Origin of the sequence: Enterobacter sp. RIT637 (assembly GCF_019718755.1) — a bacterium.
Taxonomy (GTDB): domain Bacteria; phylum Pseudomonadota; class Gammaproteobacteria; order Enterobacterales; family Enterobacteriaceae; genus Enterobacter.
The window spans coordinates 726447-752293 of record NZ_JAIHAZ010000001.1 but is presented as its reverse complement, the minus strand read 5'-3'; the positions used below and the strand labels follow the sequence as shown (position 1 = coordinate 752293).

Genomic DNA, 25847 nt, shown 5'->3' with positions numbered 1-25847 from the left:
GATGCCAGCACAACGGAAAGCCGAAAGTTTGCTACGTTTAGTGGAGACGCTCACCAGGGATAACATGATGAACAAATATCGCCTTAGCGACGAGACCCGCCTCTGGCAGTGGAAAAACGGCGAGACAGCTTACTCTGCCACGCTGCGGCAGATTATCGCCACGGCGGATTTTAACGACGTGACGGCCGGTACGAAAGGCGGCTGGATTGATGATGAGAGTGCCCTGGCGCAGGACGGTGACTGCTGGATCTACGACGAGAACAGCGTGGTCTTTGCGGGCGCGACGATAGCGGATAACGCCCGCCTTACCCAGCCCTGCGTCGTGAGCCACCATGCCTGTGTCGGCGGTAACAGCTGGCTGGACAATGCGCAGGTGAGCCATTACGCAAAAATAAGTGACAACGTCACCGTTCAGCAATCTACCGTGCGCGGCGAATGCCATATTTACGGTGATGCCCGCGTGATCCACAACAGCATGGTAATTGCCGCGAAAGGCTTAACGCCGGACCGCGAACAGATCCTCAAAATTTATGACCGCGCCACGGTGAGCGAGTCGCGCATTGTGCATCAGGCGCAAATCTACGGTGACGCGCTGGTCAGCTATGCCTTTATCGAGCATCGCGCCGAAGTCTTCGACAGAGCCATCCTGGAGGGTAACGATCTCAACAACGTCTGGGTCTGTGACTGCGCCAAAGTGTACGGCAACGCGCGCCTTATTGCGGGCTTTGACGACGACGCCATCCCTACCGTGCGCTACAGCTCGCAGGTGGCGGAGAATGCGGTGGTGGAAGGAAACTGCGTCATCAAGCATCACGTGCTGATCGGTGGAGAGGCGTGGCTGCGAGGCGGACCGATTCTGATTGACGATAAAGTCGTTATTCAGGGACGCGCGCGCATCAGTGGCGACGTGTTTATCGAACATCGGGTGGAGATTACCGACGATGCGGTGATTGAAGCCTTTATGGGCGAGAACATTCACCTGCGAGGGGAAAAGGTGATCAACGGCGATACGCGCATTACCCGCACGCCGTTGCTGGGCGCGCTATAGCGGGAACAGTCTCGCGTAGGTATTCACATCATCATAACGGCCGTTCAGGTACTCGGCCTCCCGCAGGCACCCTTCGAGGATAAAACCGTTGCGCAGCGCAACGGCGTTGCTGCTGTGGTTATCCACCCGGCACTTGATCACAAAGCGGCGAACGGTCCCGAGTTCAGCGTAATGGCGCATAAACGCCTGCAGCGACCGGGAGAGAATGCCCTTTCCCTGATGCGCTTCATCCAGCCAGTAGCCGATATAGCCCGTTTTGTTCGCGGGTTCAATGGCGTTGAACGACAGCACCCCTGCCAGCGCATCGTCATGAAAAATAAAAAATATTTTGGCGTAGCCGCGCTGGTGGAGCATCTGGTTACTCTGCACGTTGCGGCGGGTATCGTCCTCGCTCCCCACGTGCTGTGCCCAGTCAAAGGCGGTTTGCAGAAAGGTTTTGTTTTTGACGACAAGATTATGCAGGTCGGCGGTGTAGCGCTCTTCGACGGATCGCAGTTCGATTTGCTGTGAAACGGGGATGATTTCTGAAGACATGGTGCCTCTCAATTGCCGGGTGGCGGCTTCGCCTTACCCGGCCTACTCTGGACGCATTTGTAGGCCGGGTAAGCGTGAGCGCCACCCGGCACAACCCCACACGGGTTAACGCATCACCCGGTCGTCAACATAGTTACGTTTATCCGGTGCCGGCGGGAAATACTGATACAGCCAGGTTTCGCTGATCGCATCGCCCTGACAGCGCAGGAACAGGCGCATGTCTACCGGCTCGGTTGAATCCGAGGTTGGATACCAGTCAAACAGGATACGATACCCGTCAAACGGCTCGACGTAGAGGATCTCAACCTGCTTGGCTTCACCGTTAGAAAGCGTAATCACCGGCTCGATGCCTTTTGGCGCAGCGGCCTTCAGATCGCCACCGACGAAATCAATGGCAAAGCGGCGCGCCCACACTTTCGGATAGTTTTCACCCGGGGCCCAGCCTTCCGGGAACCCGCCCATGCCGGTACGGGTCGCGAAGACGTTCGCCAGCGGGGAACGCACCGGCGGCTGCGCGCTCCAGTACAGGCGGTATTTGAAGTCCAGTTCGTCCCCCGCTTCCACCGGTTTCTCCGGCTGCCAGAAGCAGACTACGTTATCCAGCGTTTCGCCCGTCGTTGGGATCTCCATCAGCCCTACCGCGCCTTTCCCCCAGTCGTTTCGCGGCTCCACCCAGAGGCTTGGACGTTTGTTATACCAGCCCATCACATCCTGATAGTGAGAGAAATCGCGGTCAAGCTGTAGCAGGCCAAAGCCCTTCGGGTTCTTATCCATGTAGGCATTGAACTGCAGCTTCTGCGGGTTATTCAGCGGACGACAGATCCACTCCCCGTTGCCGCGCCACATCGCCAGGCGGTCAGAGTCGTGGATTTGCGGGTGAATGGTGTCGCACATGCGGCGCTCGTTATTGCCGCAGCTGAACATGCTGGTCATCGGCGCGATGCCCAACTGCTTGATGTCTTTACGCGCATAGAGATGGTTTTCCACCTCCATAATCACCTGGCTCTTCTCGCAGTGGATCACGAACTTATACGCACCGGTGATGCTTGGGCTGTCCAGCAGCGTGTAGACGGTAAAGGTGGTATCGCCAGGCTTAACGGTTTCAAACCAGAAGGAGGTGAAATCCGGGAACTCTTCCGGCGTGTCGGTGAAGGTATCCACCGCCAGACCGCGTGCGGAAAGGCCGTACTGATAGGTGTCATCCACCGCGCGGAAGTAGCTCGCACCGAGGAACGAGACGATATCGCGACGCGCCAGCTCGGGGGCTTTAAAGGCGCGGAAGCCTGCAAAACCGAGATCGCTCTGGCCTTCAAGCTGTTTCGTATCAACACCCGTGTCGCCGTAGCTGAACAGTTCAGGGCGGAAGTGGATCTCACGCGCCTGAGAGGTGGACTGATCCAGCGAGAACATCCGCACGCGGCGGCGGAAACCCATCCCCATATGGAAGAACTGGACGTCCAGCTGACGGCCTTCGATGTTATTCCACAGAGACTGTTTCTCGTCGTAGCGGATGGCGTTATACGCCTGCGGCGTCATGGTTGCCAGCGTCTCCGGCAGCGGACGCGGCGCGCCACCCCACGGGGTTTTGGCCAGGTCATGCGCCATGGATTGCAGTACGAAGAAGTCAAAACGACGGCTCTGGCCGTCTGCAATGTCAGAGTCAGCCGCGTAGGCCGCTTTGGAAAACAGGGAAGCAAGGCCAGATGTGCCGCTCAGGGCAGCCATTGCAAGCGAGCCTTTTAGAAAACGTCTGCGATTCATGCCTGAAAAAACGTCCTTATGGTCGTGTGAATGTGTTTCGCGCGCGGCGAAATGACGGCAAGAAAGAACGCACAGCCTAAACAAAAATGGTTAAGAATCCAATTGTTGGCCGGTGATTATATGAACAAAGTGAGAAATATTTTCTGTCGACCAGAACGGCCCGAAAGTGGTGTAAAGAAAGCCTGGAAAATGTGTAGAAAAATGCCCCGGCGCGACATCGTTCGCCGGGGCTAATGAGGCGGTTATTTTACGCTGACATCGATACCCGGAAAGTACTTATCAGCGAGTTTAGCGATCGTGCCGTCGGCACGTACTTTATCAATCGCGGCATCAAGCTGCTTTTTGGTGGCCTCGTCACCTTTGCGCAACCCAAAACCGATCCCACTACCGAGGATAGTGTCGTCAGACACCGGTTTGCCGATAAAGCCAAACCCTTTCCCCTGCGGCTTGCTGAGGAAACCTGCCTGCCCGGCCGCGGACATAACCAGCGAGGCGTCGATACGGCCATTCAGCAGATCGCCCCACGCCATATTCTGATCTTTATAAGACACCACGGTGACACCGTGTTTTTCCCAGTGCTCTTTGGCATAGGTTTCCTGAATGGATCCCTGCAGCACGCCGATGGTTTTACCTTTCAGCCCTTCAGCCGTCGTGTCTACCGCCGTACCGGCCTTGCCCACCAGCTGCGACGGAATGCGGTAAATCGGCTGGGTAAAATCAATGCTCTTGCGGCGCTGCTCGGTGATGTTCATCGCCGAGTTGATGGCGTCAAATTTCTTCGCCACCAGACCCGGGATCAGCGCATCAAAGGAGGTTTCAACCCAGCTGCACTTCAGCGCTGCCGCTTTGCAGATAGCGTTGCCCAGTTCAACGTCGAACCCTTCCAGTTCGCCCGCCGCATTGCGGCTCTCAAACGGCGGATATTCTGCTTCCAGACCGTAACGCAGCTCGGTGGCCGCGAAGGAAGAAAAAGTACACAGCAATCCCATGCCGACAACTAACGCGCGTAATTTCATCTACAACTCCTCAGAGCCTATCTCAGCGTGGTTTAACCCGACACAGGGCTTGGGCACCTGCCCGTAACGTCGCCTCATCTTTCGCAAAAGAGAGACGAATCAATTTATTATCCGTACCGTCCGCATAAAACGCCGAAAGCGGAATGGTCGCTACGCCGTACTCAACGATCAGCCGTTTCACCAGTTCGCTGTCGCGCTCGTCGCTGAACTGGCTGTAGTCCGCCAGCATGAAGAACGATCCGGCGCTCGGCAGCAGCGTAAACGGCGAATCGGCCAGCAGGCTGTGCAGCAGATCGCGCTTGCGTTGATAGAATGCAGAGAGCGACAGCCAGGTTTGCGGGTCGACCATATGTTCAGCAAACGCGTGCTGCATTGGCGTATCGGCAGAAAACATTAAAAATTGATGGACTTTACAAATCTCGTCCATCAGTACCGCCGGAGCAACACAGTAACCCACGCGCCAACCGGTGACGTGATAGGTTTTTCCGAAAGAGGAAATAATCACGCTACGCTCCGCCAGCTGCGGGTGCGTCGCCATGCCGTGGTGCGGCTCGCCGTCAAAAACGACGTGTTCGTACACTTCATCAGACAAAATAATGATGTCGGTATTGCGCGTCAGCGCCGCCAACTGCTGCAGGTCATTGGCGGAGAAGACCTGGCCGCTCGGGTTGTGCGGCGTATTGATGATGATCATGCGCGTGCGCGGGGTTATCGCAGCGCGAACCTCATCCCAGTTGACGGCAAAATCCGGCACGGTGAGCTTGATGGCAATCGGGGTTGCCCCCTGCAGACGGACAATTGGCGCGTAGCTGTCAAATGACGGTTCGAAGTAGATCACCTCATCGCCCGGATGCACCAGCCCGCTTATTGCCGAATAGAGACCTTCGCTGGCGCTGGCAGTCACCAGCACCTCGCTGGCAGGGTCATACTGCGTACCGTAGAGCGTGGCAATTTTATCGGCAATACGTTCCTTGAGCGGCTGCAGGCCGGTCATTGACGCATACTGGTTGTGCCCCGCCTCCATGGCGCGGGTGACGCCCGCAATCAGCTTCGGGTCGCAGGAAAAATTTGGTGCGCCCTGAGAAAGGTTAATCGCGTTATGCTGCGCCGAGAGCTGGCCGATAACGGTAAAAATGGTGGTTCCCACATCTGGCAGTTTGGAGCGCGTTTGCACAGGCGTTCGTAAAGTCATCCTCTTTCCCTTCTCATGGACATTGCATAACTATTCAAACAACATCTGTGCTGTCGGGACAATCGAATTGTTGTCATAATAGCCATGAGAAAAATGCATAGCTGAGGTGTAGTATGTCGCGCCGTTCATTCCCGCTTAATGCCATCGACGCCTTTTTAATCACCGCGCGTCATCTGAACCTTACCCATGCGGCGCAGGAGCTTTGCCTGACGCAGGGGGCCGTGAGCCGCAAAATTGCCTCACTCGAAGCCTGGTTTGGCTTTCCCCTGTTCGAACGCCACGCGCGCGGACTTCGGCTCTCTCCCCAGGGCAGCGCCCTGCTTCCAGAAATGCAATCCGCCTTTACGCAGTTACTGAACGTCGCGGATCGGGCGCGGGCGCACCAGACCGTCATTCGCCTGAAGGCACCGACCTGCGCCATGCGCTGGCTGATCCCCCGGCTGCTGGAGGTGGAGCGCGAGCAGCCGGATCTGCAAATTGCGCTGACCACCACCACCGATCACAACGTCAATTTCAAAACCGAATCTTACGATGCCGCCATTGTTTTCGGCACCCACATGAGCGCGGGCGATTTGCTGTTTGAAGAGGCGCTGACGCCGGTGCTTAGCCCGCTCCGGGCAGGCGCAGCGCTGGGCGCTTTGACCTTTCTTCATCCGACAAGAGATAAAACCGACTGGTCACTGTGGCTGGCGAAACAGGAAAGCGCGGCGTTTGTTATGCACAAAAATCAACACTTCGACACCATGGATCTCGCCATTACCGCCGCCATTCAGGGGCTGGGCGTCGCCATTGCCGACGAAACGCTGGTGGCGGAAGATGTTCGCGCAGGAAGGCTGATGCGGCCTTATGAGGCAAGCATAAAAACCGGCGCAAGCTACCGGCTGGTGCTGCGCGAAACGCCAGGCGAGGAAAATGGTCTGGCGGCGTTTCGCGCCTGTTTGCTTAATCGAGGCTGACGTGGTGCTTCATCACCCGTTTGAAGAGACTCATGCGGGCGCGCATAAAGCGGTTTTCAAGCCTGAAACCTGCATGTTTATTCACTCCAATTCGCAGCAATACGTCGCGCCCTTTGCGACACGCGGGCCAGTGCACCGGGCCGGATAAGCTGTCCTGCTTCCCGGCCTCACGCGCGAAGCTCACCCAGTAATCCGCGACCTGGGCAGCAAACTGCAGATCGCGTTCGTTCACGTACTGACGTGAAGGTTCCACCTGGCCCAGGGTATCGAATACGTAAGGCACTTCATTGCCGTGCCAGGCGCCGTTGATATAGGTGGCATGCTCCGCTTCCGCGACATAATCAAACCAGTAGCGCCAGCACAGTCCGCCGACACGCTGCTGAGCCTGCATCGCCACATAGCCCATGGTGGTAAAGGCCATATCACGGCACACCTGTCTCCCCAGCTCTTCATCCCCCTTCACGCCCGGATAGAGCAGCTTAATCAGCCCCAGCCCAAAGCGTCGTTCCCGGCGAAGCTTCTGAATTTGCCCGGCCAGATCCACGCCAAACACCGCCATCACGCTGGCTTCATCGCTGTTCGACCCGATCATTAGCGGAACGGGATGCTGACGCGCGGCAAAGAACACATCCAGCATCGCTTCCGGCAAGACGCAATCCCCGACGACGGGCGCAGGCGCAACGTTCAGCGGCGACGCGAGCGGCCAGAATGCCTCCGGCGGCAGCGCGCGCAGCTGCCCGGAGGTGGCGTTCTCCAGCCCAAAATGGGCGGCTATCGCTTCCCCTTTTTGCAGGGCTTTCTCGCGGGGCGTATCTGGTAAGGTGTACCCGCTTTGCACGATCGCTTTATGGAACAACCCTTCCGCCAGCGGCGATGCCATCAGCGACAACACGCTGCGCGCGCCCGCAGATTCACCAAACAGCGTGACGCAGTTCGGATCCCCGCCAAAGGCGGCAATATTATCCCGCACCCACTCCAGCGCGGCGATCTGATCAAGCAGCGCAAAGTTATGCACCACGCGGCTTTCTTCACCTTCCAGCGCGGGATGCGCGAAAAAGCCGAGATGACCCAGACGGTAGTTGATCGTCACAACCACCACGCCGCGCGATGCCAGCGCTTTACCGTCGTAAGGCGGCAAGCTACCCGCGCCAATCGTGAACCCGCCGCCGTGCAGCCAGACCATGACCGGAAGCGGCCCGGCGCGATCGACGGGAGACCAGACGTTAAGATAGAGACAATCTTCCGAGAACTGGCCGGGATCGCCCCCGCCCAGCTCCTTGCAGTACTCGATGCTTTGCCAGCTTGAGGGTGAAAACGTCGTTGCCTGCCGTACGCCCTCCCAGCTTTCCGGCGGACGCGGGGAGCGCCAGCGCCAGTCGCCCACGGGCGGTGCGGCGTAGGGGATCCCACACCACGCATGAATATTGTTATCCGTGAAACCAGTCAGTGCGCCCTGGCGCGTTTCAACCACAGGGGCGGAGGGATTTTGCATAACCACCTTCTTTTTCCATCACACCCCTGCAGAGTAACGATTTCAGAGCAAACCGCAACGCTGTTTGCTGCGCGCTTCCGCCTCCTGATAGAGCGTGAATTCGTCATACACCGAACAGCCCAGCGCCGCTTCAAAGGCCTCGCGGCTGGCATTTCCCTGACTGCGCGCCTGCGTTTCATTTCCGAGGTTGGACTGGAAAATACCCGCCGCGCTGACCGGCAGAAAATCTTCATAGGTAATAGGTTGAGCAACCACCCAGCCGCGTTCGATCAGCGGCTGCGGATCGTCTCCCGGACGAAACGCGTGGCGATGAGCTTCACCCGCTGGCGTCAGGCGATAGCGGAAATAGGCCAGCTCCTGACGGCGCAGGAACATTTCACTGTCCGGAAATGCGCTGAACACCTCGCGCAGATGCAACTGGTGCGTGAGGTTATCTTTACCGGTACCAGCCTGGCTTAACAGGCTGTCGTACAGCTCCCGGCCTTTCGGCGTCAGCGCAACGCCACGCTGTTCAATTTCACCGAAGCGGGCGGTATGCGTTCCCTTATGCTCCCCGGCGAACAGAACCGGCTCTTCCAGCGCCTTAAAGCTGGTCTGTCGCAACAGGATCGGCACCTCGCGGCGCGGCGGCCCTTCAATCAGGATTTTTGGCTCAATGCCGTACTTCGGCATCAGCTCCTGCACCCGGTCGATATCCAGCGTGCGCGGGGTCAGATGGTTGATGTGGCAACCGGGGAAGCACACCACGTCGGCAATCAGCTTGTGTTCTTTGCTCAGCGCCAGATAGGTTTCCTGGTCGACCGTTGCGTGGCTATGCCAGCGAAATGTTTCCAGCGCTTCCTGAACAAACTCGCGCGCCTGCGTTTCAGTGAATGCGCCTTCTGACTCATGCAGGTCGATCAGCTCAAGGCAACGCGGCGTGAAAATGTTCCGCCCGGCGAGGATCCCGGCGGCATGCTCGCGCAGCTCGACATTTTCAATCAGCTCCAGGCGCAGCAGCGAGGTAAAAATACGAAACGGATTACGACACAGCGCCGCATCGTCCATCGGGCGGAACGCCGTGGAATGGACAGGCACCGCCGCCTGTGAGAGATCGTAATAGCTGACAGGATACATTCCCATGATGGCGAACATGCGGCGCAGGGTTGACAGTTCCCGCGCGGTGCCGACGCGGATTGCGCCGTGACGTTCGACATTCAGGCGCGCGAGTTCATCCGCATTCGCCAGCTGTTCATGTAAGAGTGGATTATTTTCAAGAACCGCCAGGTTAACGTCCGCCACCAGTTCCAGCAAGGTGCCGTACTGCGGAACTTCCTGCTGGTACATCGCCGACATAGCCTGCGAAAAGTGTTCCCGAATATCATCAGCCGTGATGGTGTTCGCCATGATGTCATGCCTCCAGTGAATATTACCTGGAGTGTAGAGAAGCCCGTTCCTTCCGGCGGGAAGAATTTACGAATTGTGATCCAGGCAGACGAGTGGTCAAAGCCTGTCCATTTCCAAAAACAGGTTGTAACTCAAACAGATCAAATGTTAAAAATATTTTGCTATCAAGTTATCAAAATTAAATAACTTAACTTGTCACCCGCGTCGCTCTGTTTTTAACATCGCCTATGGAAAAAAATGGTCTCTTCAGTCAGCGCATACGCTTGCGCCATTTGCATACATTTGTGGCCGTCGCTCAACAGGGAACGCTGGGGCGAGCGGCTGAAACCCTTAACCTGAGTCAACCTGCACTTTCAAAAACCCTGAACGAGCTGGAACAGCTTACCGGAACGCGGCTCTTCGATCGCGGTCGTCTGGGCGCACAGCTCACGCTTGTGGGCGAGCAATTTCTGACGCACGCGGTAAAAGTGCTGGATGCCCTCAACACGGCAGGCCAGGCGTTAAACCGGAAGGAGGAACCTGCCAGCGATATCGTTCGCGTCGGCGCGCTTCCTACCGCGGCGCTGGGCATTTTGCCTGCGGTGATTGGGCAGTTCCACAAGCTGCAAAAGCACGCCACGATTCAGGTCGCCACCATGAATAACACGATGCTGCTTGCCGGGCTGAAAGCGGGCGAACTGGATCTGGGAATTGGCAGAATGTCCGATCCAGAACTGATGAGCGGCCTCAACTACGAACTCCTTTTCCTGGAATCACTCAAGCTGGTGGTCCGTCCCGATCACCCGCTCCTGCAGGACACCGTGACCCTGAGCCGCGTCATGGAGTGGCCGGTTGTCGTGTCACCAAAAGGTACGGTCCCGCGTCAGAGTGCCGAAACGCTACTCGAAATGCAGGGGTGCACGCTGCCGTCGGGCTGCATTGAAACCCTGTCAGCCTCCCTTTCGCGCCAGCTTACCGTGGACTATGACTACGTCTGGTTCGTCCCTTCAGGCGCTGTCAAAGACGATTTACGCCGTGGCACCCTTACCGCACTCCCGGTTACGTCACCCGGGGCCGGAGAACCTATTGGGATCCTGACCCGGGTTGATGCCCCGCTCTCCTCAGGTGCTCAAGCTTTGCTAAGCGCAATCCGCAAGTCCATGCCTGCCTGATGTCCGTGCCCTGACCCGCCGTGATGGCGGGTTTACTCTCTCCTGGGCAAATAATGCGAAATCATTCATTAACAATTGCGTAAAACAATTTAACAGTTTTATCATAGCCGCGAATTCACCAAATGGTTCGCACACGAATTTTTACGAGTGAATTTCACGCTATTCAAACGGTAAAAACAGCATAACGCCCGTCCTGAATGACCCAATTGGTACAGATGCGCACAGCACACCAGGGGGACGGGCGTATTTAAGGAGATAGACATGGCATTTGGCAGCGCGCCACGCGGGTTACCTCGTATCCTGCAGTGGCTCCTTGTCGGACTGATGATGCTCATCGGTCTGGCAGTCGGCGGGCTGGGCTTTAAGCTCGCAACAGTGGGCGGAAGCCTGTACTTCCTGATCATGGGCGCGGTGATGGTGTTTGCTGCCATCCTGATCTTCACCAACCGCACCAGCGGCATGGTGCTGTATGGTATCGCGTTTATCGCCTCGATCTGCTGGGCCGTAAGCGATGCTGGCTGGGATTTTTGGCCGCTCTTTTCCCGCCTCTTCACCTTCGCCGTGCTGGCGTTCCTGTGCGCCATCGTGTGGCCCTTCCTGCGCGCCGCGAATACCCCTGCGCCGGTTAACAAAGCGCCCGCTTTTGGCATCGCCGCCGCGCTGGCCGTGATTATGCTGGTCAGCCTGGGCTGGATGTTTAAGCCTCAGACGCTGGTTGCCGCGAATGAAGCGGTGCCGGTAAAACCGGTCGCCGAAGGCGAGCAGCAGAAAAACTGGGCGCACTGGGGGAACACGACCCACGGCGATCGCTTTGCCGCGCTGGACCAGATTAACAAGCAAAACGTCAGCGATCTGAAAGTCGCCTGGGTTGCGCACACCGGGGACATTCCGCAGAGCAACGGCTCGGGCGCGGAAGATCAGAATACCCCGCTACAGATTGGCGACACGCTGTATGTCTGTACGCCGTACAGCAAAGTGCTGGCGCTGGACGTAGATTCCGGTAAAGAAAAATGGCGTTACGATTCAAAAGCCACGGCTCCTAACTGGCAGCGCTGCCGCGGTCTGGGCTATTTTGAAGATCGCACCAGCGTGACAACGTCACAGGCGGAGACACAGCCTGCGGCATGCCCTCGCCGTCTGTTCCTGCCGACTACCGATGCCCGCCTGATTGCCATCAACGCGGATAACGGCAAAGTCTGCGACGACTTCGGCGACCACGGCACCGTGGATCTGAGCGTGGGCATGGGCGAGATCAAGCCTGGCTATTATCAGCAGACCTCGACGCCGCTGGTGGCCGGGAATGTCGTTGTCGTCGGCGGTCGCGTCGCGGATAACTACTCCACCGGTGAACCACCGGGCGTGGTGCGCGCATACGACGTTCACACCGGCAAGCTGGCGTGGGCGTGGGATCCGGGTAATCCGAACCTGACCGGCCTGCCGCCGGAAGGCCAGACCTACACGCGCGGCACGCCGAATGTCTGGTCAGCCATGTCTTACGATGCAAAGCTCAATCTGATTTATCTGCCAACCGGTAACGCCACCCCGGACTTCTGGGCGGGTGAACGTACCGCGCTGGACGATAAATACAGTTCCTCGATCGTGGCCGTCGATGCTACAACCGGCCAGGTACGCTGGCATTTCCAGACCACCCACCACGATCTGTGGGATTTTGACCTCCCTTCCCAGCCGCTGCTGTACGATCTCCCTGACGGTAAAGGCGGCACCACGCCGGTGCTGGTGCAGACCAGCAAGCAGGGTATGATCTTCATGCTTAACCGCGAAACCGGTAAGCCGGTGGCGAAGGTGGAAGAGCGTCCCGTTCCGGCTGGTAACGTTGAGGGTGAACGCTACTCCCCAACCCAGCCGTATTCCGTGGGTATGCCGATGATTGGCAACCAGACGCTGACCGAATCCGACATGTGGGGGGCGACGCCTGTTGACCTGCTGCTGTGCCGTATTCAGTTTAAAGAGATGCGTCATCAGGGCGTCTTCACCCCGCCGGGTCTGGACCGCTCCCTGCAGTTCCCTGGCTCTCTCGGCGGGATGAACTGGGGCAGCGTGTCGGTTGACCCGAACAACGGCCTGATGTTCGTCAACGATATGCGTCTGGGTCTGGCGAACTACATGGTTCCTCGCGCAAATGTTGCCAAAAACGCAAGCGGCATTGAGATGGGCATTGTGCCTATGGACGGCACGCCGTTCGGCGCGATGCGCGAACGCTTCCTGTCACCGCTGGGCATTCCGTGCCAGAAGCCGCCGTTTGGCACCATGTCAGCGGTCGATCTGAAATCCGGCAAGCTGGTGTGGCAGGTTCCCGTCGGCACCGTGGAAGATACGGGACCGCTGGGCATTCGTATGCATATGCCAATCCCAATCGGCATGCCAACCCTTGGCGCGTCGCTCTCCACGCAGTCTGGCCTGCTATTCTTTGCCGGTACTCAGGATTTCTACCTACGCGCGTTTGATACCGCCACAGGGAAAGAGATCTGGAAAGACCGTCTGCCGGTAGGCAGCCAGTCCGGACCGATGACCTACGTTTCACCGAAAACCGGGAAACAGTACATCATCATTAACGCTGGCGGTGCGCGTCAGTCGCCGGATCGCGGTGATTACGTGATCGCGTATGCGTTACCCGATAAAAAGTAAGATGTGAAAAAGGGACCGAAAGGTCCCTTTTTTGGAGGTCGGGTTTTGTAGGTCGGGTAAGGCGAAGCCGCCACCCGACAAAATACGCCACTCAGAACGTCTCCCAGTTATCTCCGGAAACCGTAGCCGCCGGGCGCAATGGTACGCCCTTCGCCACTGGCGCAGACGCTACCGCACGCCCCGCCGTTGCACCGTTCAGTCGAAACGCCCCGACCGCCTCGGTCAGTCGCGCGCCCTGTTCTTCCAGCGATGCCGCCGCCGCGGAGGCCTCTTCCACCAGCGAGGCGTTTTGCTGGGTGACTTTATCCATCTCAGAAATGGCCTGGCTCACCTGCACAATGCCACGGCTCTGCTCGTCGGACGCGGCAGCAATTTCCAGCATGATATCGGTGACGCGCTTCACCGCCTCGACGATTTCATTCATGGTGTTACCCGCCGCGACCACTTCACCTGACCCCTGGTCAATCAGCGTCACCGACTCGTTGATCAGGCTTTCAATCTCTTTCGCGGCGTTGGCGCTGCGGCTTGCCAGCGTGCGCACTTCACTCGCCACTACCGCAAAGCCTCGACCCTGCTCGCCTGCGCGCGCCGCTTCGACGGCCGCGTTCAGCGCCAGAATGTTGGTCTGGAAGGCAATGCTGTTAATCACGGCGGTGATTTCTGAAATTTTCTTCGAACTGGTCGAGATATTGCCCATGGTTTTCACCACGCCGGACACCATCTGGCCGCCGCGGCTGGCTTTGCCGGAGGCATCTTCCGCCAGTTTGCTGGCATGATGCGCGTTATCGGCGTTCTGTTTCACCGTTGCGGTCAACTGCTCCATACTGGCGGCGGTCTGCTCAATCGCGGCTGCCTGCTGTTCGGTACGAGAAGAGAGGTCAGTATTCCCCGCAGAGATCTCGCTGGTGCCGCGGTAAATCTCTTCTGCCCCCTGGCGCACGGTGCCTACGGTGGTCACCAGCGAATGCTGCATGGTTTGCAGATCCCGCGTCAGGCGACCGATTTCGCTCCGGCTCGTCGGATCGTCCGGCATGGTTAGATCACCTTTCGCGATATTCTCAATGCGGGTGGCAGCACGCTGAAGCGGATTAATCACCGTCCGGCGCAGCACCACAAAGGTCATGGCCGTTAATACCAGCGCCAGCGCAAACGCACCGACCATAAACATCAGCCCAAGCTGTGTCCGGGTGTGGGCCTGAGCGGTCAGCGCGCTGGCACGATCGGTACGAATTTTAATGGCCTTCAGCAGGACGGCGTTGTAGGCGTCATCCAGCGGGCGCGCGGTTTCGTTTTCATGATTGATGATCGCCTCAAACATGCCGTTTTTGGCAAATTTGACCATCGGCTGCAGCCCCGCAATGTAGGCGTCGTAGCGTGCTTTCAGCTCAGCGTCCAGCGCTTCGTCCGCTGAGGTACGCACGGAACGATTCATGTAGGCGGTAAAGCTTGACTGCGACTGCTTGATGCGTGTTTCCGCCTCGCTGATGTTTTGCTTCATCGCATCCATTTCCGCGATACGGCTCGCCGCACCGGCATGGATCATATTAATTCGCGCGGTACGTAAATGGTTGGAGCTGTTCGAAAGCCCCATACGCACCTGAATTTCTGATGTGACATCCTGCTGATCGGTATCAGCCTGCAACAGGAAATACCCCGCCAGACCTGCGCTCAAGGCAAACAGAAGAATAATGCCACCGAGAATGGAGGAAAACAGCGGAACCAGCCTGATGTGATGCAAGAAGCCCAGCTTGCGCTGCGCCTGCATCGAAGTTGTGTTGTCCATGACCGTCGACTCTCTTATAGGTAGATGCGTAAAAACACGCCTGTTAGATAGTCATCGGCACGGCAGGGATTTAGATTACGGCTAAAAACGCCGCACTGGTCACACTTTAGAGAAGATTATTAAAGAAACGCCAGCGGCGAAAAACCGCTGGCAGAAGAGTTACTTGTCGCCGAAATGAATGACGGTACGAATGGATTTTCCTTCGTGCATCAGATCGAAGGCTTCGTTGATCTGCTCCAGCGGCAAACGGTGCGTAATGAACGGATCCAGCTGAATTTTGCCGACCATCGCATCTTCAACCATTCCCGGCAGCTGGGTACGCCCTTTCACGCCGCCAAACGCCGAACCGCGCCACACGCGACCGGTCACCAGCTGGAATGGACGCGTTTTGATCTCCTGGCCCGCACCCGCCACGCCGATGATGATGCTCTCGCCCCAGCCTTTGTGGCAGCACTCCAGCGCGGAACGCATGACGTTCACGTTGCCGATACACTCAAAGCTAAAATCAACGCCGCCGTCGGTAAGCTCAACAATAACGTCCTGCACCGGCTTTTCGTAATCTTTCGGGTTCACGAAATCGGTCGCGCCCATTTCACCCGCCAGCTTGAATTTCTCCGGGTTGGTGTCCACCGCAATGATACGGCCCGCTTTCGCCTGTACCGCGCCCTGGATCACCGCCAGACCAATCCCACCGAGACCGAACACCGCAACGGTATCGCCTTCTTTCACTTTCGCCGTGTTGTGTACCGCACCGATACCGGTGGTTACGCCGCAGCCCAGCAGGCAGACTTTATCCAGCGGCGCCTGCGGGTTGACCTTCGCCAGCGAAATTTCAGCACAGACGGTGTACTCGCTAAACGTGCTGGTGCCCATGTAGTGATAAATCGGCTCGCCGTTGTAGGAGAAACGGGTCGTACCGTCCGGCATCAGGCCTTTGCCCTGGGTGGCGCGAACGGCCTGGCAGAGGTTGGTTTTGCCGGATTTACAGAACTTACACTCGCCGCATTCTGCGGTGTAGAGAGGAATAACGTGATCGCCCGGCTTCAGGCTGGTCACGCCCTCGCCCACTTCAAACACGATACCACCGCCTTCGTGGCCGAGTACCGCCGGGAAAACGCCTTCAGGATCGTCACCGGACAGGGTAAACGCATCGGTATGGCACACGCCGGTATGGGTGATTTTGATCAGCACTTCGCCTTTCTTTGGCGGTGCAACGTCGATTTCAACGATTTTTAACGGCTGGCCAGGACCAAATGCGACGGCTGCGCGTGATTTCATCATGTCTTCCCTTCTTGTCAGGTGTGTGGGTTTATTTTAGATAAGAGCGCAGCAAATGGCCGACTTCCGCCATCCGAACTGCCCGCTGATCCGGGGTTGTCTCCCCCGTCACCAGCTCATCTTTGAGGTGAATTTCGACCATTTCGCCCATCAGACCATTGGCAGCGCCGCGCACGGCGGCGATTTGCTGCAATATGGCAAGGCAGGGATCGCCCGATTCCAGCGCACGTTCAAGGGCATCAACCTGGCCCCGAATGCGACGGACGCGCGTGAGAATGCGTTTTTTATCTTCGGGTGAATGCGGCATACGCCCTCCGTTAATATACTATAGGGGGGTATGGTATTTTAGTTGTCTGAAGATGTAAACCTCCCATTTGATGTTGCAACAACAGCAGCGCATCAACTGCATCTCATAAACCAAGCAAATAATTACAAGTTCGGTCAGGATTCTGGCGTTTAGCGGCCAGCCTGCGCCAGCATTTGCAACTCTTCCTTTAGCCATCGGGTCGCGCCTCGCTGGCCGCTGCGTTTATGCGAATAAATTTTCACTTCAAACGTGCGTATCGAAAACGGTAAGGGAAAAATCCTCAGGTCCGCTGCCGCCGTCAGCTTCTCAGCGGCAAAACGGGGGATCGCCATCAGCAGGTCGCTTTCCGCAACGATAAACGGTGCGCTGAGCATCGACGGCGTTTTGATCGCGATTTGTCGGGTATAGCCCAGCTGTTCGAGCCGCACGTCCAGAACGCCCTGCTTCTCATTCCATGGCGTCACTACCAGGTGACGGGCTGCGAGATAATCCTCCAGCGTCAGACGCGTCCGCCGGGCGTTGCTGATGACCACATACTCATCTTCAAACCAGTCTATCTCTTCCAGTTCAGGGTGCCGGATATCATCCTGAGTGCTGAATCCCAGCGCGAGATCCACTTCGCCCGCCAGTAGTTCCGTCAGTGCCGGGCTGTGCGGCAGATAGCGCAATTCGAAGCGCAAACCCGGGGCAGAAAGCTGCAGTTTGTGCATCAGCGCCGGGAAAATGCACAGCGCGGTAAAGTCCGTAATCCCAATTTGCAGGCTTTCGGTAGTGCTGGCCGGGTCAAACTCCGGCTGTGGGGTCAGCTCATGATTCAGGAACGACAATGCGGAAGCAATGGAAGGCGCAAGCTGAGTGGCATACACGCTAGGGGACATGCGATGCCCTTCGCGAAAAAAAAGCGGGTCATTAAGGGTGATGCGCAAACGCGACAGCGCATGGCTCAGTGCCGATGTGCTCATCGCCAGCTCATCAGCGGCCAGCCGAACGGAACGGTGGCGGTAAATCGCGTCGAAAACGGGCAGCAGGTTTAAATCAAGGCGTCTCAGTGCCGGATGCATAATATTCATCATTCGTTGATTTCATTGCACTTAATTCTTCGGACAATACTCCGTATGCTTAACGCCATCAATCGAAATACAGGCTAAAAAAACAGGAAAAACAATGAGCATAACCATTCGTCAGGCCCGTCCCGAAGATGCGGCGGCAATTTACGCCATGATCTACGAGCTCGCGGTGTATGAAAAAGCGCCGGAAGAAGTCGTGACCACGCCAGAGGAGATCCGGGAAACGCTCTTTGGCACCGGCGGTAAAACCGAAGCGTTGATCGCGGAATATGAAGGAAAGATCGCTGGCTATGCCGTGTTCTTCACCAGCTATTCTACCTGGCTAGGACGCAACGGTATTTACATGGAAGACCTGTACATTTCCCCGGATTATCGTGGAAAAGGCGCGGGAAGAGCGCTGCTGAAACATATCGCGCAGCTCGCGGTAAAACGGCAGTGCGGCCGCCTTGAATGGAGCGTGCTTGACTGGAACCAGCCCGCCATTGATTTTTACCTGAGCATAGGCGCGCTGCCGCAGTCTGAATGGGTTCGCTATCGTCTTGATGGCGAAGCGCTGCTGAGTTTTGCCGAATAACAGCGTCTCTCTGTGCGAGTCTCTCGCACAGAGATATATCTGAAAACAGCCCTGCCAGGGGCCGAAATAAACCTTTCGTCTCTCACATCGGCAAAGAGCGGCTATCCTTTAATTACTCACTAAAGGAGGTGAACATGTCTGATATCAATGCCGATAAAAACACCCAGTTCGCTGAAGACAAAGCCCAAAATAAGCTTGATGAACTGGCAGGTTCAGCGCAGCAGCAGTTTGGTGAATTCGTAGATTCACCAAAGCATCAGGTCAAAGGTGCGGCAAGAAAATATGCCGCGCAGGCCAGCGATGCCGTTTCTGACGTAACGGAGGCGGTTAAGAATAATCCTCTGACCGGTCTCATTGCCGCCGGTGCAGTGGGTATCGTTCTCGGCCTTCTGCTGGGACGAAAATAATAAAGGCCCTCCGGGGCTTTATTTTTTTTAGCTAAAAAGTCTTACCATTCTGTCTAATTCTTCCTCTTTCACAGCCCGTGACAGATAATAACCCTGGAAACTTTTCACCCCCAATTCAACTAATTTTTCAAACTTCTCTTCACTGTCAACACCCTCTGCGATGCAATCCGTTCCGGTCATGTCGCTATAAATTTGTATCGCTTTAATGAGATGATAGTCATTATCATTTGCCACAAAATGTTCAACGATATCCCGGTCTAGCTTCAGCCCGTCAAAATGCACCTGCCTGACGGGGAACAGGGTGTGATGGTTGGAGAAGCAGTCGTCCAAAAATAATCTACACCCCGTATTCCGCAGGAGACGCATGGTTTCCGGGATCCTGCTGTCCTTCATCACATCAATGCTTTCCGCGAACTCAAACACCAGCTTTTTCGCCCAATGCGGTTTGAGCAGCATGCCGGTGGCCTTCCTGGCCATATCCGGCAAGGCATTTCCGGAGGCCAGACGAGGTGGAATATTCACGGAAAAATAAAACTTCCCATTATATTTATTAATTCCGCAAACGGCGGCATGGATGACCAGCGCCGTAATCTTTAACCATATTTCATGATGTGAGATATCATTAAGGAAGCTGGCGGGCTCAACAATTTTACCGTTTTTATTCCAGCGTATGAGTATCTCAAAGCCTACCCCTTTTTTATCACGATCGGTAATGATCTGATACGCTGGAAATATTTCCCCTTTAAACAGTGCGTTATAAATTTCGACTTCTTTATCGGTGAATCCTTCATTTTTATTGGGTAGGACGTCACGACCTTCCGCTCTTAATTTGTGCGAATCGTTTAGCCATTGTCCAATCACTTGTAATTTATTCATCCCTTCCTTACGGTGAGTATAAATAGTTTTATTAGACAACCCTGCCCTTTCACACTGCTCTTTTACGGACATCCCTCGGTAGAAACGTAATAAAACATCAATCTCTCTTTTTGTTAAACCTTTTATTTTCACCTGGTTGGCGGATGCCATATATTGGCTGCGTAATAATCGTGAACGATCCTTAAGTTTTTCGCCGCGAATATTGAGGCTGGATGCCAAATCAGCAACGCTGGATATACGAATCAATGACAACTGCTGGCTATTATTTAAAAGACTTCTCAGCGTACAATAGAGCCAACCATCGGGGATGTCACCATACAGGGTTACGCGTCGAATAACGGGCAGCGCGTTCAGCACTGATGCCAGCCGCTTCAGGCTGGCAAGAAGTTCCACAACGCCCTTCCCAAGAAATACAGAAACTCTAGCGTGCTGATTTTTAACGACATCCTCAAGTTCTCGTTGGTGCACCTCATCTTCCTCAAAGTGTATAAGTGAGGCGTTTATCCCATACTGTTTGAGCAGCAGACAATATCCCTGAAATGTGAAACAACAGGTTGAGATGACAAATGTTTGCTCATCGCAAGCAGCATTTCTGAGAGACGTTTTTTGAGTCATAACCTGCTCCTGGGCACGAAAGCGCCAATCTCATTTTTTATAAATGCAAAAAGCTGAATACACCTGGCTTGAATAATGATTTTACAGCACGTCGAGAGGTTAAGATATCGTTACCGACGCCATTAACCGGAACATCTTTGCGTTAATCACCCGCCTATCATCATGACTGTAAATATATCTTTCTTTTCAAATAACGACCGCAAATAACATTTTCTCAGGTATAATGAATATTCCGAAAAAGAAGGCTTAACACTTCATCTATCGGTTCATTAAACACGAGAAAAACGCTATGGATAATCACATCTCATCCAGGGCCTTGCTACATCGAAGGGATGTTATAAAGAACAACCCGCGATTCGGTGAGGCAATATTAGAGCACTACACAATTAATGACACCATCTACAAAAAACAACCTCTTTTCTATAAGACAATGCTGCAGGAATCACGGTTTAACATCATTCTCTCCATGTGTTGTTTTATTTTTGGAAATCAGGCCGAGTCCGTTTCAGAGATTAAAGAGTTATGTTCACGCTATAAAATAGCCAGCCCCAACAGCGTCATTGCGATCATTACGATACTTCGAACCACCGGGCGCATCAGGACCTGGCGCTGTACGGAAGACAGGCGAAAAACAAGAATCGCCCCAACCGAAAAAGGATTGAATGAACTTAAACGCTATATGTCCGGCGCATTTATACCCGTCAGCATTCTGTATCCTGCGTCTAATATTGACGTCAATTTGCTGGACAATGATATTTTAAGAAATAACTTTTTCCGCCGCGCGGCGGAATATCTTTTTCGGGGATTAACGTTCAGGAAGGTTTTACCGGAAGTGGGTTTATTTATCGATAAAGACGGAGGCCGGATGATCATGCTATATCTTTATCTGCAGGCGGTTAAAAACAAATCAGCACATGGCGCAATTATTGATTACTCTGCCAGTTCGCTCGCTAAGGAATTTTTTGTTTCACGCATTCACGTCAACCGAATTATCAAAACGGCGCAAGAGGTGGGCTACCTTAAAGATCGGGGTGATGGAAGGATGTCGATTTACCCGGCCTTTATCGAACTGGTTGAAAATTATGCCGGTTTGTATTTTGCGTATGTCACGCATTACATCAACGTGGTTCCGAAAGAACGACGCCTCCTCAACAACGTGACGTCAACGTTATAATTCACATGGCGTTCGGGATCCCGAACGCCACTATTTTATCTTTCGCGCAGCGCCTCTTTCGCCTTGTTCAGCGGCTTCAACAGATAATCCAGAATGGTTTTGCTGCCGGTTTTAATATCAACGGTGGCAATCATGCCCGGAAAGACCGGAAATTCCTGACCTTGCTTATTGGTCAGATGGTTGCTGTCGGTACGAATATAGACGCGATAGTAGTAAACATCCCTTTTCACCTCATCCTGCAGGGTGTCCGGGGAAATCATGGTCACTTCCCCTTCCAGTCCGCCATAAATGGAGTAGTCATAGGCCGTAATTTTCACCAGCGCTTTCTGGCCGGGGTGGATAAACGCCACATCTCGCGGCGAGATTTTCGCCTCAACCACCATCTGATCGTCCAGCGGGACCAGGCTCATCAGCTTGCCGTTCGGCGGGATAACGCCTCCCACAGTTGTCACGTCAATATCCTTCACGATCCCGCGAACCGGCGCATTGAAGGTCAGCCGGGTCAGGGAGTCCTCACGCCCTTTCATCACCGAACGCTGGGCTTCAATCTCCGCATTGGCTTTCGCCAGCTCTTCACGGGCGCGAACGTAATACTGGTTTTTCATCTCGGTGATTTTATTCTCAAGCTCATTTTTTTGACGCTCAAGACGTAATACCTCAACCTTGCTGGCCGCCCCCTGGGTCACCAGCGGACGGGTCAACGACAGTTCGCGCTGCACAAGCTCTGCGCCCTGACGTAAACCGGCCAGCCCTTTTTCGAGGCTCTCACGACGGGACTGGTAGAGCGCCGTTTCCTGTTTAACCAGCTCAACGTCGTCATCAAGCTCTTCCGGGAACGCAAGTTCCGTATCGTTCACCTCGGCCTTCAGGCGTGCCGCCGTTGCCAGCGCCGCATTCAGGCGAGACTCGCTCTCCAGCACGCTGGACTCGGTTTTTGTCCGGTCAAGCTGCGCGAGCTGCTGACCGCGTTCAACAATATCGCCCTCGCGCACCATCAGGCTGTGGATAATCCCCCCTTCCAGGGACTGGATCACCTGCTCGTGGGAGGACGGGATCACCTTACCGCTGCCGGTCGTCACCTCATCCAGCTTGAACAGGCTCGCCCAGGTGATAAAAACCGCCAGCAGGGCGAACAGCGACCATGCTACCAGTGACGAGCGCGGCAGGCGCGGCTCTTTCAGACGGCTGTTAAAGCGAGAGAAATCATTCATGCTACGCCCTCCGTTTTCATGGTGACGGTACGCTGCACGGCTTTCTGCGGCGCCATTCCGTGCTGATGCAGGATCGCATCGCGCGGGCCGTCCATCACCACCTTGCCGTTTTCCAGCACGATGATGCGGTCAACCAAATCCAGAATCGGCAGGCGATGCGTCGCTACCACCAGCGTCCGGCGTTTACCCAGCCATTTATGGAGATGCTGTATAAACTGCTTTTCGCTCATTTCGTCCAGCCAGGCGGTCGGTTCGTCCAGCAGCAGGATATTTGGTGAGACGATCAGCGCGCGCGCCAGCAATAGCGCCTGACGCTGCCCGCCCGACAGGCCCGTTCCGCCCTCGTTGATGATGGTGTTCAGCCCCATTTTCTGCTTACGCACAAACTCCAGCGCGCCGCTGTTAACCAGCGCCTGATGGATCTCATCGTCGGTGGCTAACGGGTTCCCCATCAGGATGTTGTCCCGCACGGAGCCAAAGAACAGCCTGGCCTGCTGGCTAAGCAGTTGCATGTCGCGACGCACGTCGGCCGGGTCCAGATGATTGAGGGCAATATCGTCGAGCAGGATGCTGCCCTGCTGCGGCTCCTGCATGCCCGCCAGAAGCTGTAACAGCGTGCTTTTACCGGAGCCATTGCGCCCAAGCACCGCCACGCGCTCTCCGGCGCGGATCTGCAGCTTGCTGATGTTGAGCACGGTGAGTTTCTCTTCCTCGTCGTAATAAAACCCGACGTCCTCAAGCGCATAGTCGCCGCGCAGGTGGGCTTTGTGCACCTTTTTGCCGTGCTGCGGATCGTCAATCGGGCGCTGCATCAGGTCGTCCAGCCCCTTGCGGGCCACTTTTGCCGACTGCCAGCGCGACAGCACGCCTGAGATCTGCGACAGCGGCGCGATAGTGCGCGATGCCAGAATCGAGGTACCTACCAGCGCACCGGTGGTCATGTCGCCGCTGATGACCAGATAACAGCCCACCAACAGCACCACCGCGTAGACGATGGACTGCACCTCCTGCGTCCAGGTGAGCAGCAGGCCCGTCAGCCAGCGCTGCTTCATGCCGACGCTGGCGGCGACGTCGTTGGTGTTATTCCACTGGTTCTGGAAACGCTGCTCGGCGCGCATCAGCTTGATGTCTTCAAGGCCCTGCACCGCTTCCACCAGCGTGGCGTTACGAATGGCGGATTCACGCATCCCTTCGCTGGAGAGTTTCCCCAGCGGGCGCTGCACCAGCAGGCCGGGAATGAGCAGCAGCGGCACGGCGAGCAGGACCACCAGCACCAGCGGCCCGCCAATCATCCACAGAATGAAGACGAACAGCAGGAAGAACGGCAGATCGGAAATCGCCGCAATGGTGGTCGAGGTGATGAGCTCGCGCACCGACTCCAGCTCGCGGATCTGCGCGATAAAGGATCCGGTTGATTTGGAGCGTGCGCCGTTTTTAATCCGCAGCGCGTGGGCAAACACGCGTTCAGAGATACGCAGGTCGGCGCGTTTCCCCACCACGTCAGAAATATGCACGCGCAGCATGCGCATGATGAACTCGAACAGAATGGCAATCATCACGCCGGCAAACAGCACCCACAGCGTGGCTTCCGACTGCGACGGCACCACCCTGTCGTAGACCTGCATGGAGAAGACCATGCCGGAAAGCGCCAGCATGTTGGCCACCAGCGCCACCAGCATGATGTCGCTGTAGCGTCGCCAGTCCTTCAGCGCCAGCTGCCAGAACCAGTTTTTCTCATAGGGTTTGATGTAATCGTCCACGCGGGCATCCGGCGTGGATTCGAGCGGGCGCAACACCATCAGCCCCTTTAACCGCGCCCCGAGTTCGTCACGCGTCAGCGTCGTCTCCAGCCCCGCGTCGCCGCTGAACTGCAGGCTGACGTTGCCTTCGCTGTCCATGCGGTTAATGACCGCGATTTGTCCGCCGGTGAATTCCGCCAGCAGCGGCAGGCGCCACGGATCGAGGGATATCGCTTCAGCCGCCACCATACGCATCCCCAGCCCAAGCTGGCGCGCCATCTCCTCCAGCACCAGCTGGCGCGGAGACTGGCTTTCATGGTTAATCGTGACCCGAACGTGCTCCGCTGAGAAATCCAGCCGGTAGTGTTTCGCGATGATAAGCATGCCCTGCAGCCAGGGTTCGTACTGTGGATGTGTCTTCATAATCTCCGGGTTAACGCAATTCGTGTAAAAGAAGCGCCAAAGGCCGCGGGGATCGCTCCCCGCGGCGTTGGTTTACGCAATTAACAGCTGATGGTTCGCCAGCAGCGTCGCCAGATCCGTCTGCACGCCGTTCAGGGTCACCAGAGTGGTCGGCGAGAACTGACCGCCTGTACCGTCCAGGTCAACCTGGATCTCGGTATTGCTGCCGTTCTGCACCACGCGGATGTAATCGCTGATATTTCCCGCGCTGCTGTCCAGCGTAGCCACGCCGTTCACGTAGCTCGCCGAGCCGGTGCCGGTATAGCCGCTGTCGGAGAGCAGATCGCGCAGGTCAATACGATCCGTATCCGCGGTCCCTTCCCAGGTGCCGACCGTAAAGCCGTTCACCACGTCGTGACCGTTACCGCCCGTTGCATCCGAGGCGTTGATCAGCTTGTAGAGCAACGTATCGTGACCGCCGCTGCCGATGTTGAAGGTGTCGTTCCCGCCGCGGCCTTCGAACTGGTTATCACCGCTGTTGCCGGTAATGACGTCGTCGAAGTCCGAGCCGTTGATCCCCTCAATGTTGAGCAGTCGTGACGTACCGAACCCGGTGTCCTGCGCGGTAGAGAGGCGCAAATCAACGGTTACGCCGGAGGTCGCATTGCGGTAATCCACCACGTCCATCCCGCCGGTGTTGCTCCAGGTGTCGTAGTCGGAATGGGTATTCCAGCCGCCGGAGCCGTTGTAGGTATAGGTGCCATCCTCGGCGATAAAGGTGTCGTTATACCCGGTCCCGGTGAGGGTCCCGCTGTGGCCGCCGGTGGCCGCTTCGGCCGTCAGAACGTACCCCTCTTTGCCGTTGCCCGCCTCCAGACCGCTCCAGGTGACGTTATCCGACACGCCGTTGGTGATCTTCAGGATCTCGGCCGAATAGGTTTCATTCGGATCCAGCCCGTAGAAGCTCACCAGCGCAGAGGTATCGTTCGACCCGATACCGGACTGAGCGTTGATGATCTGCGACGCCACCAGTACACCCGCGGCGTTGTACAGATTGACCGTGTTGCCGTAGTAGGCGTTGATGCCTTCGCTGTCGACAATGTGCAGGTGCATCGCGGTGCCGTCAGCAATGGTTTTGCTGTTCTGCACCAGCACCACCTTGCCGTTCTGCTGCGACACCAGCAGATCCTGCGCGCCGTCCCAGTTGTAGTCCACCGCCGCCACGCCGGTCG

General features: G+C 56.2%; 20 protein-coding genes and 1 pseudogene. 7 read left to right on the top strand and 14 right to left on the bottom strand.

Features of this window, described 5'->3' with window-relative positions; genetic code table 11:
* Positions 1-67 precede the first annotated feature (67 nt).
* Positions 68-1048 (top strand): YdcK family protein, encoded by a 981-nt coding sequence (gene ydcK, locus K5E19_RS03550; protein ID WP_221550030.1) that lies wholly within the window; start codon positions 68-70, stop codon positions 1046-1048.
* Here the strand turns inward: ydcK and rimL are convergent.
* The 4 genes from rimL to K5E19_RS03530 form a co-directional block, all read right to left on the bottom strand.
* The gene (gene rimL, locus K5E19_RS03545; protein WP_221549998.1) at positions 1043-1582 is read right to left on the bottom strand and encodes a 50S ribosomal protein L7/L12-serine acetyltransferase; all 540 of its coding nucleotides are present in this window, start codon (positions 1580-1582) and stop codon (positions 1043-1045) included. The genes ydcK and rimL overlap by 6 nt on opposite strands.
* A 105-nt stretch (positions 1583-1687) precedes the next feature.
* Positions 1688-3343 (bottom strand): glucan biosynthesis protein D, encoded by a 1656-nt coding sequence (locus K5E19_RS03540; RefSeq protein ID WP_221549997.1) that lies wholly within the window; start codon positions 3341-3343, stop codon positions 1688-1690.
* A 242-nt stretch (positions 3344-3585) separates the two neighbouring features.
* Entirely contained in the window at positions 3586-4359 is a 774-nt protein-coding gene (locus K5E19_RS03535; RefSeq protein ID WP_221549996.1) for a transporter substrate-binding domain-containing protein, read from the bottom strand.
* 22 nt (positions 4360-4381) lie between these two features.
* Positions 4382-5551, bottom strand: coding sequence for a pyridoxal phosphate-dependent aminotransferase (locus K5E19_RS03530; RefSeq protein ID WP_221549995.1), 1170 nt, complete (start codon positions 5549-5551; stop codon positions 4382-4384).
* 113 nt (positions 5552-5664) lie between these two features.
* On the opposite strand from K5E19_RS03530, the gene K5E19_RS03525 reads away from it, so the two are divergent.
* On the top strand, positions 5665-6507 hold the full coding sequence (locus K5E19_RS03525) for a LysR family transcriptional regulator (RefSeq protein ID WP_221549994.1): 843 nt from the start codon (positions 5665-5667) through the stop codon (positions 6505-6507).
* On the opposite strand, the gene K5E19_RS03520 is transcribed toward K5E19_RS03525, so the two are convergent.
* Both K5E19_RS03520 and K5E19_RS03515 read right to left on the bottom strand, forming a co-directional pair.
* Positions 6494-7999, bottom strand: a complete 1506-nt coding sequence (locus K5E19_RS03520; RefSeq protein ID WP_221549993.1) for a carboxylesterase/lipase family protein — start codon at positions 7997-7999, stop codon at positions 6494-6496. The two genes, K5E19_RS03525 and K5E19_RS03520, sit on opposite strands and share 14 nt — an antisense overlap.
* A gap of 42 nt (positions 8000-8041) precedes the next feature.
* Positions 8042-9385, bottom strand: coding sequence for a VOC family protein (locus K5E19_RS03515; protein WP_221549992.1), 1344 nt, complete (start codon positions 9383-9385; stop codon positions 8042-8044).
* Between the two features lie 227 nt (positions 9386-9612).
* Here K5E19_RS03515 and K5E19_RS03510 point away from each other — a divergent pair, with 227 nt between their 5' ends.
* Positions 9613-10536: a LysR substrate-binding domain-containing protein gene (locus K5E19_RS03510; RefSeq protein WP_100166697.1), complete on the top strand. Its 924-nt coding sequence runs from the start codon at positions 9613-9615 to the stop codon at positions 10534-10536.
* Positions 10537-10797: 261 nt separating this feature from the next.
* The gene (locus K5E19_RS03505; RefSeq protein WP_221549991.1) at positions 10798-13182 is read left to right on the top strand and encodes a glucose/quinate/shikimate family membrane-bound PQQ-dependent dehydrogenase; all 2385 of its coding nucleotides are present in this window, start codon (positions 10798-10800) and stop codon (positions 13180-13182) included.
* A 91-nt stretch (positions 13183-13273) separates the two neighbouring features.
* Here the strand turns inward: K5E19_RS03505 and K5E19_RS03500 are convergent, their stop codons facing one another.
* The 4 genes from K5E19_RS03500 to K5E19_RS03485 all read right to left on the bottom strand — a co-directional run bounded on the left by K5E19_RS03500 (position 13274) and on the right by K5E19_RS03485 (position 17623).
* Complete coding sequence (locus tag K5E19_RS03500) at positions 13274-14965, bottom strand: methyl-accepting chemotaxis protein (protein WP_221549990.1); 1692 nt, start codon at positions 14963-14965, stop codon at positions 13274-13276.
* Positions 14966-15124: 159 nt separating this feature from the next.
* On the bottom strand, positions 15125-16243 hold the full coding sequence (locus tag K5E19_RS03495) for an S-(hydroxymethyl)glutathione dehydrogenase/class III alcohol dehydrogenase (RefSeq protein WP_221550029.1): 1119 nt from the start codon (positions 16241-16243) through the stop codon (positions 15125-15127).
* A gap of 31 nt (positions 16244-16274) precedes the next feature.
* Entirely contained in the window at positions 16275-16550 is a 276-nt protein-coding gene (locus K5E19_RS03490; RefSeq protein WP_003857256.1) for a metal/formaldehyde-sensitive transcriptional repressor, read from the bottom strand.
* Positions 16551-16699: 149 nt separating this feature from the next.
* On the bottom strand, positions 16700-17623 hold the full coding sequence (locus K5E19_RS03485; protein WP_221549989.1) for a LysR family transcriptional regulator: 924 nt from the start codon (positions 17621-17623) through the stop codon (positions 16700-16702).
* A 91-nt stretch (positions 17624-17714) separates the two neighbouring features.
* On the opposite strand from K5E19_RS03485, the gene K5E19_RS03480 reads away from it, so the two are divergent.
* Together K5E19_RS03480 and K5E19_RS03475 are read left to right on the top strand one after the other, a co-directional pair.
* Positions 17715-18191: a GNAT family N-acetyltransferase gene (locus K5E19_RS03480; protein ID WP_221549988.1), complete on the top strand. Its 477-nt coding sequence runs from the start codon at positions 17715-17717 to the stop codon at positions 18189-18191.
* Between the two features lie 134 nt (positions 18192-18325).
* Entirely contained in the window at positions 18326-18598 is a 273-nt protein-coding gene (locus K5E19_RS03475) for a YqjD family protein (protein WP_221549987.1), read from the top strand.
* A 27-nt stretch (positions 18599-18625) separates the two neighbouring features.
* On the opposite strand, the gene K5E19_RS03470 is transcribed toward K5E19_RS03475, so the two are convergent.
* Positions 18626-20089 (bottom strand): EAL domain-containing protein, encoded by a 1464-nt coding sequence (locus K5E19_RS03470; protein WP_221549986.1) that lies wholly within the window; start codon positions 20087-20089, stop codon positions 18626-18628.
* A 289-nt stretch (positions 20090-20378) separates the two neighbouring features.
* Between K5E19_RS03470 and K5E19_RS03465 the strand changes: the two genes are divergently transcribed.
* Positions 20379-21263, top strand: coding sequence for a MarR family transcriptional regulator (locus tag K5E19_RS03465; RefSeq protein WP_221549985.1), 885 nt, complete (start codon positions 20379-20381; stop codon positions 21261-21263).
* Positions 21264-21298: 35 nt separating this feature from the next.
* Here the strand turns inward: K5E19_RS03465 and K5E19_RS03460 are convergent, their stop codons facing one another.
* The 3 genes and pseudogenes from K5E19_RS03460 to K5E19_RS24350 form a co-directional block, all read right to left on the bottom strand.
* The gene (locus tag K5E19_RS03460; RefSeq protein ID WP_221549984.1) at positions 21299-22474 is read right to left on the bottom strand and encodes an HlyD family type I secretion periplasmic adaptor subunit; all 1176 of its coding nucleotides are present in this window, start codon (positions 22472-22474) and stop codon (positions 21299-21301) included.
* Positions 22471-24636, bottom strand: coding sequence for a type I secretion system permease/ATPase (locus K5E19_RS03455; protein WP_221549983.1), 2166 nt, complete (start codon positions 24634-24636; stop codon positions 22471-22473). Before K5E19_RS03455 ends, K5E19_RS03460 begins: the two co-directional genes overlap by 4 nt.
* A 72-nt stretch (positions 24637-24708) precedes the next feature.
* Positions 24709-25017: pseudogene (locus tag K5E19_RS24350) on the bottom strand (type I secretion C-terminal target domain-containing protein); the annotation flags it as partial.
* Positions 25018-25847 lie beyond the last annotated feature (830 nt).

Coding starts and splice junctions, on each gene's coding strand:
- ydcK (WP_221550030.1), top strand. CDS start 68: ATGAACAAATATCGCCTTAGCGACGAGACCCGCCTCTGGCAGTGGAAA.
- rimL (WP_221549998.1), bottom strand. CDS start 1,582: ATGTCTTCAGAAATCATCCCCGTTTCACAGCAAATCGAACTGCGATCC.
- K5E19_RS03540 (WP_221549997.1), bottom strand. CDS start 3,343: ATGAATCGCAGACGTTTTCTAAAAGGCTCGCTTGCAATGGCTGCCCTG.
- K5E19_RS03535 (WP_221549996.1), bottom strand. CDS start 4,359: ATGAAATTACGCGCGTTAGTTGTCGGCATGGGATTGCTGTGTACTTTT.
- K5E19_RS03530 (WP_221549995.1), bottom strand. CDS start 5,551: ATGACTTTACGAACGCCTGTGCAAACGCGCTCCAAACTGCCAGATGTG.
- K5E19_RS03525 (WP_221549994.1), top strand. CDS start 5,665: ATGTCGCGCCGTTCATTCCCGCTTAATGCCATCGACGCCTTTTTAATC.
- K5E19_RS03520 (WP_221549993.1), bottom strand. CDS start 7,999: ATGCAAAATCCCTCCGCCCCTGTGGTTGAAACGCGCCAGGGCGCACTG.
- K5E19_RS03515 (WP_221549992.1), bottom strand. CDS start 9,385: ATGGCGAACACCATCACGGCTGATGATATTCGGGAACACTTTTCGCAG.
- K5E19_RS03510 (WP_100166697.1), top strand. CDS start 9,613: ATGGAAAAAAATGGTCTCTTCAGTCAGCGCATACGCTTGCGCCATTTG.
- K5E19_RS03505 (WP_221549991.1), top strand. CDS start 10,798: ATGGCATTTGGCAGCGCGCCACGCGGGTTACCTCGTATCCTGCAGTGG.
- K5E19_RS03500 (WP_221549990.1), bottom strand. CDS start 14,965: ATGGACAACACAACTTCGATGCAGGCGCAGCGCAAGCTGGGCTTCTTG.
- K5E19_RS03495 (WP_221550029.1), bottom strand. CDS start 16,243: ATGAAATCACGCGCAGCCGTCGCATTTGGTCCTGGCCAGCCGTTAAAA.
- K5E19_RS03490 (WP_003857256.1), bottom strand. CDS start 16,550: ATGCCGCATTCACCCGAAGATAAAAAACGCATTCTCACGCGCGTCCGT.
- K5E19_RS03485 (WP_221549989.1), bottom strand. CDS start 17,623: ATGATGAATATTATGCATCCGGCACTGAGACGCCTTGATTTAAACCTG.
- K5E19_RS03480 (WP_221549988.1), top strand. CDS start 17,715: ATGAGCATAACCATTCGTCAGGCCCGTCCCGAAGATGCGGCGGCAATT.
- K5E19_RS03475 (WP_221549987.1), top strand. CDS start 18,326: ATGTCTGATATCAATGCCGATAAAAACACCCAGTTCGCTGAAGACAAA.
- K5E19_RS03470 (WP_221549986.1), bottom strand. CDS start 20,089: ATGACTCAAAAAACGTCTCTCAGAAATGCTGCTTGCGATGAGCAAACA.
- K5E19_RS03465 (WP_221549985.1), top strand. CDS start 20,379: ATGGATAATCACATCTCATCCAGGGCCTTGCTACATCGAAGGGATGTT.
- K5E19_RS03460 (WP_221549984.1), bottom strand. CDS start 22,474: ATGAATGATTTCTCTCGCTTTAACAGCCGTCTGAAAGAGCCGCGCCTG.
- K5E19_RS03455 (WP_221549983.1), bottom strand. CDS start 24,636: ATGAAGACACATCCACAGTACGAACCCTGGCTGCAGGGCATGCTTATC.